This is a genomic window from Specibacter sp. NPDC057265 (assembly GCF_042668835.1).
In the GTDB taxonomy this organism is placed as follows: Bacteria; Actinomycetota; Actinomycetes; order Actinomycetales; family Micrococcaceae; genus Specibacter.
In genome coordinates this window covers 83737-97671 of the sequence record NZ_JBHUYE010000003.1, presented here as the reverse complement: position 1 = coordinate 97671, position 13935 = coordinate 83737, and the positions used below count along the sequence as shown (strand labels likewise).

The 13935-nt window shown below is 62.2% G+C and carries 13 protein-coding genes; 5 read left to right on the top strand and 8 right to left on the bottom strand.

What is annotated here, in order from left to right:
* The first annotated feature begins 77 nt into the window (after positions 1–77).
* From ACFUCV_RS03600 to ACFUCV_RS03590, 3 genes are all read left to right on the top strand, one after another.
* Positions 78–788 (top strand): response regulator transcription factor, encoded by a 711-nt coding sequence (locus tag ACFUCV_RS03600; RefSeq protein WP_380812359.1) that lies wholly within the window; start codon positions 78–80, stop codon positions 786–788.
* Between the two features lie 48 nt (positions 789–836).
* Positions 837–2414 carry a sensor histidine kinase gene (locus ACFUCV_RS03595; RefSeq protein WP_380812111.1) on the top strand — a complete coding sequence of 526 codons (1578 nt, stop codon included), beginning with the start codon at positions 837–839 and terminating at the stop codon, positions 2412–2414.
* Between the two features lie 107 nt (positions 2415–2521).
* Positions 2522–2815: a WXG100 family type VII secretion target gene (locus tag ACFUCV_RS03590; protein ID WP_380812109.1), complete on the top strand. Its 294-nt coding sequence runs from the start codon at positions 2522–2524 to the stop codon at positions 2813–2815.
* Positions 2816–2861: 46 nt separating this feature from the next.
* Here ACFUCV_RS03590 and ACFUCV_RS03585 read toward each other — a convergent pair whose 3' ends face one another.
* From ACFUCV_RS03585 to ACFUCV_RS03560, 6 genes are all read right to left on the bottom strand, one after another.
* Positions 2862–3908 carry a hemolysin family protein gene (locus tag ACFUCV_RS03585; RefSeq protein ID WP_380812107.1) on the bottom strand — a complete coding sequence of 349 codons (1047 nt, stop codon included), beginning with the start codon at positions 3906–3908 and terminating at the stop codon, positions 2862–2864.
* Positions 3905–5263: a hemolysin family protein gene (locus ACFUCV_RS03580; RefSeq protein WP_380812105.1), complete on the bottom strand. Its 1359-nt coding sequence runs from the start codon at positions 5261–5263 to the stop codon at positions 3905–3907. The genes ACFUCV_RS03585 and ACFUCV_RS03580 overlap by 4 nt, the downstream gene beginning before the upstream one ends.
* 133 nt (positions 5264–5396) lie before the next feature.
* Entirely contained in the window at positions 5397–6371 is a 975-nt protein-coding gene (locus ACFUCV_RS03575) for an RNase H family protein (protein WP_380812103.1), read from the bottom strand.
* 111 nt (positions 6372–6482) lie between these two features.
* Positions 6483–8111 carry a chaperonin GroEL gene (gene groL, locus ACFUCV_RS03570; RefSeq protein WP_380812101.1) on the bottom strand — a complete coding sequence of 543 codons (1629 nt, stop codon included), beginning with the start codon at positions 8109–8111 and terminating at the stop codon, positions 6483–6485.
* Positions 8112–8391: 280 nt separating this feature from the next.
* Positions 8392–9009, bottom strand: coding sequence for a LytR C-terminal domain-containing protein (locus ACFUCV_RS03565; protein WP_380812099.1), 618 nt, complete (start codon positions 9007–9009; stop codon positions 8392–8394).
* Positions 9010–9051: 42 nt separating this feature from the next.
* Complete coding sequence (locus ACFUCV_RS03560) at positions 9052–9348, bottom strand: DUF3263 domain-containing protein (protein WP_380812097.1); 297 nt, start codon at positions 9346–9348, stop codon at positions 9052–9054.
* 127 nt (positions 9349–9475) lie between these two features.
* Between ACFUCV_RS03560 and ACFUCV_RS03555 the strand changes: the two genes are divergently transcribed.
* Positions 9476–10222, top strand: a complete 747-nt coding sequence (locus ACFUCV_RS03555) for a uracil-DNA glycosylase (protein WP_380812095.1) — start codon at positions 9476–9478, stop codon at positions 10220–10222.
* A 79-nt stretch (positions 10223–10301) separates the two neighbouring features.
* The gene (locus ACFUCV_RS03550) at positions 10302–11141 is read left to right on the top strand and encodes a siderophore-interacting protein (protein ID WP_380812093.1); all 840 of its coding nucleotides are present in this window, start codon (positions 10302–10304) and stop codon (positions 11139–11141) included.
* A 34-nt stretch (positions 11142–11175) separates the two neighbouring features.
* On the opposite strand, the gene ACFUCV_RS03545 is transcribed toward ACFUCV_RS03550, so the two are convergent.
* Together ACFUCV_RS03545 and ACFUCV_RS03540 are read right to left on the bottom strand one after the other, a co-directional pair.
* A complete protein-coding gene (locus ACFUCV_RS03545; protein WP_380812091.1) occupies positions 11176–12657 on the bottom strand; it encodes a threonine/serine exporter ThrE family protein in 1482 nt (493 codons plus the stop codon).
* 72 nt (positions 12658–12729) lie between these two features.
* Positions 12730–13803, bottom strand: coding sequence for a lipid II:glycine glycyltransferase FemX (locus ACFUCV_RS03540; RefSeq protein WP_380812089.1), 1074 nt, complete (start codon positions 13801–13803; stop codon positions 12730–12732).
* Positions 13804–13935 lie beyond the last annotated feature (132 nt).

Below are 13935 nucleotides of genomic sequence, written 5' to 3'. Positions count from 1 at the left end.
CTGTCTGGGCGTAAGCTGACAGTACACATCCATGGAATAACCAGCCTATTCCCAGCCAATAGTCGGAGACTGAAATGGTGAAAAACACTGGACCTGAAGCAAAACTGCTAGTCGTCGATGATGAGCCCAACATCCGGGAGCTGCTGTCCACGTCCCTGCGCTTTGCTGGATTTGAAGTCATTGCCGCCGCCAATGGACGCGAGGCCCTGGCCGCAGCCGAAGAGCACAACCCGGATTTGGCAGTTTTGGATGTCATGCTCCCGGATATGGACGGCTTCACCGTCACCCGCCGCCTGCGTGCCGCCGGCAGGCATTTTCCGGTGCTGTTCCTCACCGCCCGCGACGACACCGAGGACAAGGTCACGGGTCTGACGGTGGGCGGGGATGACTACGTCACCAAACCGTTCAGCCTCGATGAGGTGGTGGCCCGCATCCGTGCCGTGCTGCGCCGCACCCAACCCATGGAAGACGACGACGCCGTGCTGCGCGTTGCCGATCTGGAGCTTGACGACGACGCCCACGAAGTGCGCCGGGCCGGAAAAACCGTGGAGCTCTCCCCCACCGAGTTCAAGCTGCTGCGCTACCTGATGCTCAACCCCAACCGGGTGTTGTCCAAGGCGCAGATCCTTGACCATGTCTGGGAGTATGACTTCAACGGCGATGCCTCCATTGTGGAGTCCTACATTTCCTATCTGCGCCGCAAGGTGGACATTGATGCCTCCCTGCCTGCCTTGATTCAGACCAAGCGTGGCGTGGGGTATGTTTTGCGGACTCCCGACAAGCGCTAGCACACGTTGGAATCTTGAACACCCCTGCATCCTGCTTGGCCACGTCCCTTGATTAGCCTGTGGAAAAGCGCGTCACTGCGCTCGCAGCTGGTGGCCATCATCAGTGCGCTGTTGAGCGTTTCCCTCCTTGCCCTGGGGGCCACGACCTTCCTTTTGCTGCATTCCTTCCTGGAGGAGCAAATGGACACCCAGCTGAACACTTTTCAAAAGTCGATTGTGCAGGTGGGCACAGTCAACCCGGAAAACACCCAGACCCCCTTTAGCTTTGACTACTATGTGGGCTTTCACTTTGACAACGGTGCCCTGGCTGATCAAAACCGCTCGGGTAGGGACAAGCCCGTTTATCCCGGATACACCGCAGAAGAGGCCCAGGCCCTGAGCGGCAAAATCTTTACAGTACCCAGCAGTGACAATGGCGCGCCCTGGCGGATTACAGTGGTTTCCCCGCAAAGGTTCAACTACGGTCCGGCGGATCTGGCCCAAAACAGGCCGGAGTACCAAGGCTACGTGGTGGTGGCACTGCCGTATGAAAACCTGAACATGACCATGGACCGCCTAGCGGTGGTCATTGCCGGCGTGGCAATTTTGGCAGTGACCTTGGGGACCATGATTGCCTATTGGACTGTGACACGCTCCTTCGGGCCCCTGAGCCGCGTGGAGAAAACCGCCGCCGCCATTGCCGCAGGTGATTTGTCCCGGCGCGTGGAGATTGAAAACCCCGCCACGGAAGTGGGCAGGCTCTCGGGTTCGCTGAACACCATGCTGGCCCATATTGAGCATGCCTTTGCGGCCCGTACGGCGTCGGAAAAGAAAATGCGCCGTTTCGTCGCCGACGCCTCCCATGAGCTGCGCACTCCGCTGGTCACCATCCGCGGCTTCTCCGAGCTGTACCGCCACGGTGCTTTGCAGACATCCGAGGACGTGGGGACGGCCATGGGCAGGATTGAGAGCGAGGCCAAACGGATGGGTGAACTCGTGGAGGACCTGCTGATGCTGGCCCGCATTGACGAGCAGCGCCCCTTGCAACTCAAGCCCGTGGACCTGCTCATCATTGGCCATGACGCCGTCTTGGATGCCCGTGCCTCCGCCCAAGACCGCAGCTTTGCCGTTGTTGGGCTTGACGGCGGGCCCGGCATGCAGGCGCCCAGTGTTGGGGACGAAGCCAAATTACGTCAAGTGGTGGCGAACTTGATGGGCAATGCCCTGCGGTACACCCCTGAAGGTTCGCCCATTGAAATCATGGTGGGAACCCGCACCGAGGGCGCCGCAACGTTCTCGGTGATTAAGATCCGTGACCACGGCCCGGGCATTTCGGACGAGGAGGCCCCCCGGGTGTTTGAGCGGTTTTACCGTGCTGATTCCTCCAGGGACCGCAATACCGGCGGCAGCGGTCTGGGCCTTGCCATTGTGTCCGCCATTGTTGCCTCCCACCACGGCACTGTGCGTTTGGAGCACACCCCCGGCGGCGGCGCCACCATGTCCATTGAGCTGCCGCACCATCCCCTGGGCCAGGGCGGGGACGGCCCGGGGGAAGGCGAGGGCGGGGACGGTGAGGGCGGGGACGGCCACCGGGAAGCCGACGGCGAAGACCCCGGCGCGTCCTCCACAGCCCACGCGCGGCTTTAGGCCTTCCACGGTGGCCAAGGGCAGGGCCAGGATGCTTCCAGTTTTGCCCTAGTCTGGTGTTCGTCAGGGATGCACAGGCAGCATTTGTTGGAAAGCAGGAGCCCACCATGGCACAATTCAACGTCAACAGCGACGATCTGGCGCTTAAGAGCACGGCGGTCCGGGGGTCCGTGGACAGGATCCGGCTGGAGGTGGATGCCATGAGGCGCAACCTGCTGGAACTGCAGTCCACTTGGACCGGCGCGGCAGCGAGCAGCTTTCAGGCCCTGCTGCAGGAATGGCATGCCACGGAAATGAAGGTGGAGGCGTCGCTGGAAAGCATCAATGGGGCGCTGTCGCTGGCAGCCGTCCAGTACGCACAGGCCGAAGAAGCCAACACCCGCATGTTCACCGCCAGGTGAACGCCGCGGGCATTGGCTGCTTCGGCTGTGGTGGCCCCGCCTTCGCCTAACCGGCGATGCTGGTGCTGTCCTGCACCTCACCCACCAGCACTTCAATGATGTCTTCCAAAAAGAGCATGCCGGTGGTATTGCCCCCTTGGTCAAACACCCGGGCCACATGGGCGCCCGTGCGGCGCATGGCGGCCAAGGCGTCCTCCAGTTCGCTGTCCCGGAAGGCCGAGGCGAGGATCCGCACCCGTTTGGCCGGGACCGGCTGGCTGAATTTCTCCGGGGACGTCAAGTCCATGACGTCCTTGAGGTGCAGATAACCGGCAGGCTCGTTGTGGGCGTTGGTGATGATGTACCGGGAGTAGCCGTGCTCAGCCACCGCCCGTTGCAGATCCGCAGGGGTGGAACCTTGGGGAAGCAGCACCATGTCATCGATGGGCACCTCCACATCGGCGACACTCTTGGAGGTGAACTCAAAGGCCTTCACCAAGGTGCCGCTGGCATCATCGAGGACTCCGTCACGGGTGGACTGCTCCACAATGGTCGCCACCTCATCCAAGGTGTAGGCACTGGTGGCCTCATTTTTGGGCTCCACCTTGAACAGGCGCAGAATCGAGTTGGCAATGCCGTTGAGCGTCCAAATGACCGGTTTGAAGACGCGTGCCACCATCACCAGCGGCGGGGCCAGAATCAATGCCGCCCGCGTGGGGACGGAGAAGGAGATGTTTTTGGGTACCATCTCACCAATGACCACGTGTAAAAAGGTCACCAACAGCAGGGCGACCACGAAGGCCACGATGCCGATGACGTCGGCGGACAAGGGCGTCAGTCCCAAGGGAATTTCCAGCAAATGGTGGATTGCCGGTTCCGAGACATTCAAAATGACCAGCGAGCACACTGTAATGCCCAGCTGGCTGGTGGCGAGCATCAGCGTTGCGTGTTCCATGGCCCACAGCGTGGTTTTGGCCGCCTTGCTGCCCGCTTCGGCCCTGGGTTCAATTTGTGATCTGCGCGCGGAAATCACGGCAAATTCAGCACCGACAAAGAATGCGTTGACCAGGAGCAGGACAACCAGCCAAATGATTCCGGGGAGGTATTCGCTCACTTGTTCAACTCCTGGGTCAAGCCGTCAACAATCGCATCATGGGTGCTTTGGGGAGCGGCGGATGTCTCTTCCGGGGTGAACTTCAGCCGCTCCACGTGCGTGCCCAGCACGCGCTCAACACGCAGTGAACCCTCAGCCAACGCCACCTCGTCCCCCGGTTCGGGGATGCGGTCCAGACGGTCGGCGACAAAGCCGGCAAGGGTGTCGTAGTCTTCGCCGTCCGGAACCTTGATGCCTGTCCTGTCCAGGAGCTCATCGGGACGCAGCGCGGCATCGAAGGTGATGGAGCGGCCGCTGCGGATGACGCCCACCCTGGCCCTGTCGTGTTCGTCCTCCAGTTCACCAACAATTTCCTCCACCAGGTCCTCCAAGGTCACGATCCCGGCGGTGCCACCATGTTCATCGGAGACAATGGCCACCTGCAAACCCTGCTTGCGGAGCAGTCCCAGCAGCGAATCAACGCCCATGGATTCAGGAATCATCAGCGGATCCACCATCAGCGCGGAGGCAGCAACACTGCTGCGCTGATGCATGGGCACGGCAAAGGCCTGCTTCACGTGCAGCACCCCCAGGATGTCGTCCCGGTCCCGGCCAATGACGGGGAAGCGGGAGTACCCGGTTGCTGTGGCCAAAGTCAGAATTTCGTCTGCATGGCTGTGTTCGTCCACCGCCACCATGCGCACCCTTGGTGTCATCACGTCAGCGGCGGTATGGTCTGAAAAGCGCAGCGTGCGGTGCAGCAGCACTGCATGGTCCATGTCCAACATGCCTTCCAGCGCTGAACGGCGCACCAGCGAGCTCAGCTCCTCGGCACTGCGTGCGCCGGAGAGTTCCTCCTTGGGTTCTATGCCAAAGGAGCGGATGATTTTGTTGGCGGTGTTGTTGAAGAGCAAAATGACTGGTTTGAAAATGGTGGTAAAGGCTGCCTGGAACGGCACCACTATTTTGGCCGTGGCCAACGGCAGCGCCAGGGCGAAGTTCTTGGGAACCAGTTCGCCAATCACCATGGAGAAGATCGTGGCAAGGAAGATCCCCACCACAGCTCCAATGCCCGGAACAAAGGTGGCGCTGATCCCAGCGGCCAGCAGGGGCTCGCGCAGCAGCGAACTAATGGCCGGTTCAAAGGTGTAGCCAGTGAGCAAGGTGGTCAGTGTGATGCCCAGCTGGGCGCTGGAGAGGTGGGTGGATGTGATCTTGAGGGCCTTGATGGTGGGCCCCAACCGCTTTTCACCACGGTCTTGGCGGGATTGCAGTTCGTGGCGGTCCAGGTTGACCAGCGCAAACTCGGAGGCAACAAACAATCCTGTGCCAACTGTGAGGACCAGACCGATCCCGATCATGATCAACTCATACATTGAGCGCCCCCTTTCCCACTGCATCCGGCATATTTCGGTTCAGCAGGCAAGGGGGCTGGGGCATGTGCGTTGGGGGGTCATCCATAGTAGAAGCCACTGTATCTGAGATCCTTGGGAATTGCCTGTGTTGCGCTTAACCTTCCCTTGTCCCCTGGTGGTGGCGCAGGCGCCACTGCCCCTGATGGCGCAGCCACAGGGAGCTGCGCAGGGAACTGCCGCTGCTGGCGACGCTGCGGTAGCTCAACAGGACGGCATCCTGGTCAAGCTGGGCCAGCGAGAGGACCTGCATGTCCACGGGGGTGAAGTCCTCCTGGCGAAACTTTGCCAACATTTCCTCGCGGGACCAGTGGCGCCCGGAAACGCCGATCTCCTCAAAGTCCGGGTGCAGCAGTTCCCCCACGCGCAGCGGGTCCGTGCGGACAAAGGGATCGAGCAGTTCGCGTTCCAGCGCCACCACTTCGGCAAGTGGGCCCGGGCCACCGGGGCCAAAGGCCGGGTCCAACTCGTCTTCCAGCAGGGAAAACAGATCCGACTGCCCGGGCCCGCCGTGGTATCCACCCGTCGGTGCCGCCCCGACCGCTCCCGCCCCCGGGGCGGCGGGGACGGTGACAAAATCCAGGGTGGGGGGATCGGCCGCGGTGGCACCTGGAAAGCCTGGTCCGCGCAGTGGTTCCCTTTTGGCCTGGAAGGCAGTGGCGGCTTCACGGGCCCTGATGTCGGCGGCTTCATTGAGCTCATGGCCGGCGTGGCCCTTGACCCATTCGAAGGTGTACGTGCGACCCTTGATGGCGGCGTCAATGTCTTTGAGCAGCTCAACATTAAGCACTGGCTTGCCGTCGGATTTGCGCCAGCCCTTGCGCTTCCAGCCCGGCATCCATTTGGTGATGGCGTTGATGACGTATTGGCTGTCGCACAGAATGTGCAGCGGCTCCTGCGGCATGTGCGCGGTGGCACGGAAAAGATCCAGCACAGCCATGAGTTCACCCATGTTGTTGGTTCCATGCGGCCAGCCGCCAGCGGCCCAGCAGTCCCCATCCACGTACCAGGCCCATCCTGCGGGCCCGGGATTTCCTAAAGCCGAACCGTCGGCGGCAGCAACAATTGTCATGGAACCATACTTTCAGACTTGACAGGGCATTAAATGCCATGGGCGCCCCCTCCCGCAGTGGAAGGAAGCGCCCGTGGCAGCAAAGGGGTTTATGGGCCCCAGGGATGGGTGCTAGAAGCCGCCCATGCCACCCATTTCGTCGCCGCCACCGGCAGCCGGCGCAGCCTTTTCAGGCTTGTCGGCCACAACGGCTTCGGTGGTGAGGAACAGTCCGGCAATGGAGGCCGCATTCTGCAGGGCAGAGCGGGTCACCTTTACCGGGTCGTTGACGCCTGCGGCGAGCAGGTCCTCGTAGATGCCTGTTGCAGCGTTCAGGCCGTGGCCGGTGGGCAGTCCGCGGACCTTGTCCACGACCACGCCGGGCTCCATGCCTGCGTTGAAGGCAATCTGCTTCAACGGGGCATCAATGGCAACCTTGACAATGTTCGCGCCAGTGGCTTCGTCACCGGTGAGCTGCAGGCCTTCAAAGGCCTTCACGCCGGCCTGGATCAAGGCCACGCCACCGCCGGGGACAATGCCCTCTTCCACAGCTGCCTTGGCGTTGCGCACTGCATCTTCAATGCGGTGCTTGCGCTCCTTGAGCTCAACTTCGGTTGCGGCACCGGCCTTGATGACTGCAACGCCGCCGGCCAGCTTGGCCAGGCGTTCCTGCAGCTTCTCACGGTCGTAGTCCGAGTCGGAGTTTTCAATCTCGGCACGGATCTGGGCCACGCGTCCTGCAATGGCTTCGGCGTCGCCGGCACCATCGACAATGGTGGTCTCGTCCTTGGTGATGACAACCTTGCGGGCCTTGCCCAGCAGGTCAAGGGTGGTGTTTTCCAGCTTCAGGCCCACTTCCTCGGCGATGACCTGGCCACCGGTGAGAATGGCAATGTCGGCCAGCTGGGCCTTGCGGCGGTCGCCAAAGCCGGGGGCCTTGACTGCAACGGACTTGAACAGGCCGCGGATCTTGTTCACGATCAAGGTGGCAAGGGCTTCGCCTTCAACGTCTTCGGCGATGATCAGCAGCGGCTTGTTCGACGCCATGACCTTCTCCAGCACTGCCACAAGATCCTTGACGCTGGAGATCTTGGAGTTGACGATCAGGATGTACGGGTCTTCAAGAACCGTTTCCTGGCGCTCGGTGTCGGTGACGAAGTAGGCGGAAATGTAACCCTTGTCGAAGCGCATGCCTTCGGTGAGTTCCAGTTCCAGGCCGAAGGTGTTGGACTCCTCGACCGTGATGACACCTTCCTTGCCAACCTTGTCCAAAGCCTCGGCAATGAGGGCGCCAATTTCGGGATCGCCGGCGGAGATTGACGCCGTGGCAGCAATCTCTTCCTTGGTCTCGATTTCCTTGGCGGAGGCCAGCAGCTGCTCAATGACGGCTGCAACAGCCTTCTCGATGCCGCGCTTCAGCGACAGCGGGTCGGCACCGGCAGCTACGTTGCGCAGGCCTTCCTTGACCAAGGCCTGTGCCAGGACGGTGGCTGTGGTGGTGCCGTCACCGGCAATGTCGTCAGTCTTCTTGGCGACTTCCTTGACCAGCTCGGCGCCGATCTTCTCGTAAGGGTCGTCGAGTTCAATTTCCTTGGCGATGGAGACACCATCGTTGGTGATGGTGGGGGCACCCCACTTCTTTTCCAGAACAACGTTGCGACCGCGCGGGCCCAAGGTTACCTTGACGGCGTCGGCGAGGATGTTCAATCCACGCTCAAGACCGCGGCGTGCCTCTTCATCAAATGCAATGAGCTTGGCCATGGAGGCTTCAGTCCTTTCGGGACAGTCATTTTCGGATACACAAACCCCATGTGGTGCCCGCGACGGACGGCTTGGTGAGGACCGCTTTCTTTACGGCCCGCAACGAAGCCTCACCCCATGGAGATAATTCTTTACCCTGGTGGCGGCAGCCGGCTAAAAATTAGCAGTCGCCCCCTCAGAGTGCTAACTCAATAATTAGCACTCGACACTCAAGAGTGCAAGCGCGGCGCGGACTATGTGCTTGCGGCGAACGGTCCCTTCAAGCCTTTCAGAGGTCCCCTCAGGCGCCCGGGCCCAGGACCACAGCCAGCGGCAGGCCAAGGTCGGCGGTTTCCAGCACCGTGGGGATCCCCAACAAGGCCGCCAGTGCCTGGGCATTGGCCGTCTGGGTGGCGTCCTGATAGAAAATGACCGAACCGCCCTGCGGCTGTCCTGCCCAGTTGGCTGACGCCGAGACGGTCCAACCATTGGTGGTGACGGTTGCGGCATAGCGGGCAGCCAGGCCGGAGACGCCCGTGGCGTTGTAAATCGCAACGGGCACGGCCGGGTCCACCACTGCAGTGGGCTCCGGGGACGGGGTGGGTGAAGGTGCTGCGGAGGGGGTGGGCGCCACGCTCGGGGCGGCTGTGGTTTCGGCCGCGGTGGCCTCCGGAGTGCTTGCTGGAGCTGCGGCGCTGCTCTGGGCCGCCAGCAGGGGCGCGGAGGACCCCGCATCCGGGGTGTCCAGCAGCCGGGGCAATGCAAAGAACGCCACCAGGCCCACACACAGGGCAGCCACTCCCACCATCAGGATGGGAAGCAAGGAACGTTGGGGCAGTTCCATGGTTGCCCGGTGGACGCCATGGCGTGCCGAACTCTCCGGGACGTCGTCGAATTCATCCCGCGGGTAATTACTCATAGTGCAGTTGTGTCCTTGTGGGTGCTTGGGGGGACCGGTCTGTCAGTTGCCCAGTCGGCGGGCTGACCGGGCCTGTTGGCGCGACACACGTAGTCTACGCAGGCGCTTGACCAGCATGGGGTCGTAGGCCAGCGCCGCCTCCGTGTCAATCAAGGCATTGAGCACTTGATAGTAGTGCACGGCTGAAAGGTCAAATTTTTCCCGGATCGCTTGTTCCTTGGCGCCGGCGTATTTCCACCACTGCCGCTCCAAGTCCAGCATCTGCTCATCGCGGGAACTCAGGGACTCCGCCGCGGCCGGGCTGCCGGGATCCTGCCCTTGGGGGGCTGCTTCAGTCACGCCTGCCCCCTCCCTGAAAAAATCCCTGCACCAACATGAACGTGCCTCTGCCATAAATCAGCCTGCCCTGTCAATGATAAGTGTGAATCACAGCGCTGTCATTCGGGCATGGGCCACAATGGGATTCATGGACAACTTCCCGCCCCCCGCCAACCGCCCCGCGCCCCCTGCAGAAGAGCTGGCGGCGCTGGCCACGCTGCAGTCGGATCCCCTGGCCCTGATGGCCCCCGACTGGGCGCAGACGCTGCATGCCCATGAGCCCACCTTGCGCCGCCTGGGGGCCATGTTGGTCCAGGAGTACGACGCCGGCACCTCCTTCCTGCCCCGTCCCAGCCAGGTGTTGCGCGCCCTGCAGACCCCCTTGGCTGCGGTGAAGGTGCTCATTGTGGGACAGGATCCCTACCCCACTCCAGGGCATTCGGTGGGCTTGGCTTTTTCGGTGGATAAATCCACCCGCCCCCTCCCCCGCAGCCTGAACAACATTTACAAGGAACTGGCCAGCGACCTGGGCATCGTCCCGGCAGCCCACGGCGACCTCAGCGCCTGGGCCGGGCAGGGCGTGCTCCTGCTCAACAGGGTGCTGACAGTGGCGCCTGGAGCAACGGGCTCGCACCGCCGCCGGGGGTGGGAAGAAATCACCGATGCGGTGATTGCCGCCCTGGCCGCACATGCGCAGCCGCTGGTAAGTGTGCTGTGGGGCAGGGATGCCCAGCGCCTGGCACCGCTTTTGGCGGGCACGGCCGTCATTGAGTCCGCCCATCCCAGCCCCCTGTCGGCGTCGCGGGGCTTCTTTGGCTCACGCCCCTTCAGCCGCACCAATGATCTGCTCGCGGCACAGGGCAGCGCGGGCATTGACTGGAAATTGCCCGCATGAACTAGACTCCTTAGGATAACCTAACTTGGCGCTTTCCAGCGCCCCAGGCCGGTTCACCAGCCGGCGACAGGAGTTTGCCGTGAACGAGACCGTCTCCGCCCCACCCGCCCGCAAGCCGCGCCCGCATTTAAGCGTTGTGGTGCTGCGGACCGAGCAGCTGGGCCCGCACATGGTGCGCATTGTGGCAGGGGGTCCGGAACTGGCGAAGTTCGAGCCCAAAGACGCCACGGACATGTACATTAAGATCCACTTCCTGCAGCCCGGAATTGAGTACGCCGAGCCCGTTGACCTTGCCAAGCTGCGCGAGGAGCTGCCGCGTGAGCATTGGCCGGTGACGCGCACCTACACCGTCCGCCGTTTTGATGCCGCGGCGCAGGAACTCACAGTCGATTTTGTGGTCCATGGCGACGCCGGAATAGCCGGGCCGTGGGCGGCGTCGGCCGTTGCCGGGGACCGCATGATCTTCTCCGGGCCCGGCGGCGGCTACACCCCCCAGGCCGACGCCGACTGGCACTTGTTCGCAGGCGACGAATCAGCCCTGCCCGCCATTGCCGCAGCCTTGGAATCCTTGCCGGCCACCGCCCGCGGCCACGCCTTCATCGAGGTGGACACGGCAGCTGACATCCAGGCGCTGGCCAAGCCCGACGGCGTCGAACTTTCCTGGGTGTTGCGCAAGGGCACGGCTCCGGACGCCGGCAACAACTTGGTGGACGCTGTTGCGAAGCTGCCGTGGCCGCAGGGGCAGGCGTGCGCTTTTGTCCATGGGGAACGCGAGCAGATGAAGGCGCTGCGCGATCTTTTGTTCAAGCAGCGCGGCCTGGACCGGGCCCAGGTCTCCCTGTCCGGCTATTGGGCCCGGGGCCGTACGGAGGATTCCTTCCAGGCTGAAAAGCGTGAACCCATCGGCAAAATTCTTTAGCGGCCCAACCGCCGCCGGCGCCGGCCCGGTGCAGTCAGCGGCGGCGGTTGCGGCGCCGGTCCTTTTGGCCGTCGCTGCGGGTGAAGGGCCTGGCCATGTTGTCGCCCAGCACCACACCGGCGGCCACCGCCAGGATGACAATGAGCGCGTTGAAAATGCCCACGGCCCCCGTGACGGAATCTTCCGGCGTAAGGGTCATGACAAACATGGCCCGGAAGATGGACAGCCCCACCAACAGGAAAATCACTGAGGGAACGGCAACCACCAGTTGGGGGGCGCCCAGCCGCAGGGCCACGACGCGGGCCAAAATGCCAATCACAATGGCTGCCACGGCGGGGGCAAAACGTCCGCCCAGGCCAATGGCCATGCCGAAGTGATATACCAAATAGCCTGCCAGGGCCACGGCGGTGGTGGGCACCACGAGTCGCCGCGCGGTCTGCTCGGCAATGCAGATGGCCACTGTCGCCACTGCAATAAGCACCAGCGCCACTGCCAGCGGCAGGGAACCGGTGATGGGTTCGGCCACATTGAGCCTGTCCATGCCCAGCAGCGCGCTGGTCACCAGGGCCACGGAAATACCTGCCACGATGGCGCCAAAGGTCAAAAAGGCTGAGAGGAACCTGCCTGCCGCCGTCACCGGGAAGCCATTGATGGCATCCTGCACGGCTGATACCAGACGCCCCGAGGGCAACATCAGCAAAATGCCGCCAGCAACCACTATGGAGGGGCTCAAAGGGACCTTGAACATGAAGCACAGCACCGCAACCACCGTGACAATGAAGGAGCTGATGGCTGTGATGAAAAAGTCAGGCACCCGCCACCTGCCCAGCACGCGGGCCAGCTGGCCGGCCAGCAAAATGGTCACAAAGGACACGGCCATGCCAAAGCCCGTGCCGCCAATGACGCCCACCACTGCCGCGGCAAACACGGCTTCGGCCACCGACACCACCCAGCGCGGGAAGGGCTTGGGCTTTTTGACAATGACGTCCAGACGCCTGTAGGCCTCATCACGGCTAACACCGCCGCTGACCACATCGGTGACAAGTTCATGCACTTCCACCAGGCCCGCGTAGTTGTTGGTCCAGGAACGCACCACCCGCAGCAGCGTAATGGGCACCGCGTCCCGAGGCGCATAGTTGATGACCACCGACTGGTTGGTGATGTCCACTTCAATGTTCCGCAGACCCAGCGCCGCCGTGACGGCAATGATGCTGGTCTCCACCTCGAGGGCACCGGCCCCATAGCGGAACATGGTCTCGGCCAGGCGCAGGGCAAAGTCAATGGTCTTGCGTGCGGATTCCTCGGCCTTGCCCACTTGAATGGTGAAGTTGGCGTAGGGGCTGCCGGCAAGCCGGTCCACAATGTTCATGGGCGCCGTGGGCGGCGCTTCGCCCTGCACCAACTTGCGCAGCACGTTGCGGGCGGCCTTGTTGGGTCTGGCAGGCGCCACCACCGGGATAAGGCCTGCGGCAGGAGCTGTACCCTGCGTTTTCCGGCCGTGGGGATTGGTGGTCATTCATGCTCCCTGATGCCTGGTGGCGCGTCGACTGCAGGATCTGCTGCCGCGTGCGCGCCGGTGAAAAAGTATCTAGTAAAACTGCTTGCCTGTGCGGCGGGTGTAGAGCTGACGGAACACCCGTTCCCCCACTTTTGTCCACACTTGGTAGCGCAGAGGGCTCAGCGGCAGGTCATAACAGCCCACAAAGTCTGTGACGGTTTTAGAGAAGCTGGTCTTGAACAGGCCCAGGCCGTGATGGGGGTGGGTGGGGTCCTTGAGCCTGTCCGACGGCGGTGTGCCACAGAAGTCGTACTCCACCGCCCCCAGTTCCTTCATGTCATTGATGGCCACCCACTGAACCAGATGGGAATCGCCGTACTGGTTCCGTTTTTGCAGCGAACCGCCGTCCTTGTACGTGGCCTTCGATCCGTAATTGATGACAAAGGCACCTACGGAAGCCACGTTGTTTTCAAAGACAAAATAGAAATGCCCCTGGCTGCGTGCTGTGAACTCACTCCAGAACTGGCGGTAATACTCAAAATCCCTGGCCTTGGTGGTGGATTTGGCAGTAATGGTGCCCACCATGAGCTGGTACATGGTGCGCATGGTTGATTCGGTGGGGTCCATCCGCACCACTTCAACACCCTCACGGATGGCCCGCCGCACGGCGTTGCGTCCGCGTGAATGCAGTTTGCGCAACAGCTCGTTGGATTCAGGGGAAATGTCCAACAAGGCGGTGCTGTCATTGGGCTGCAAATCGGGAACCTTGATTAACTTCGCCTGGCTGAGCACGGCCCGGGACGCTTCGGTGGCCACCACGTCAGGCTCAATTTTGACGGCAAAAACATTCAGGCGCGCGCGTTTCACAAAACTGTCCAGCGCAGCAAGCATGGCCGGAATGTGTTCCACCGCGGCCGCGTCGGGGCCCTTGATCAAATACCAGAGCTTGCCCAAAAGCGGAAAGGACTTCTCCAACACCAGGTTGTAGCTGGTGTAATCAGCGCTTTCAAGGGCAATGAACTGGGTGTCCCAACCGTAGTTTTTCTTTACTGCGGCGAAGGCCGCGGATTGCAAAATATTGCCCCCCTGGGGGTTGCCAGTAACCAGGGTGTCCCACTGGGCAATCTCGGCGGCGGTGGCAAATCGGGCAATAAACTCTGGCAAGGGACCCTCAACTACGTTGGCATGTGTTAGCTCTTTCCAGTCTAGCTGGCATGATTCCAAGCGCGCATTCGGCTCCTGGAACACCTTCCCCAGCCGCCCATACCGGGCGGCTTGGGAGCAAGTGTTGGGGCA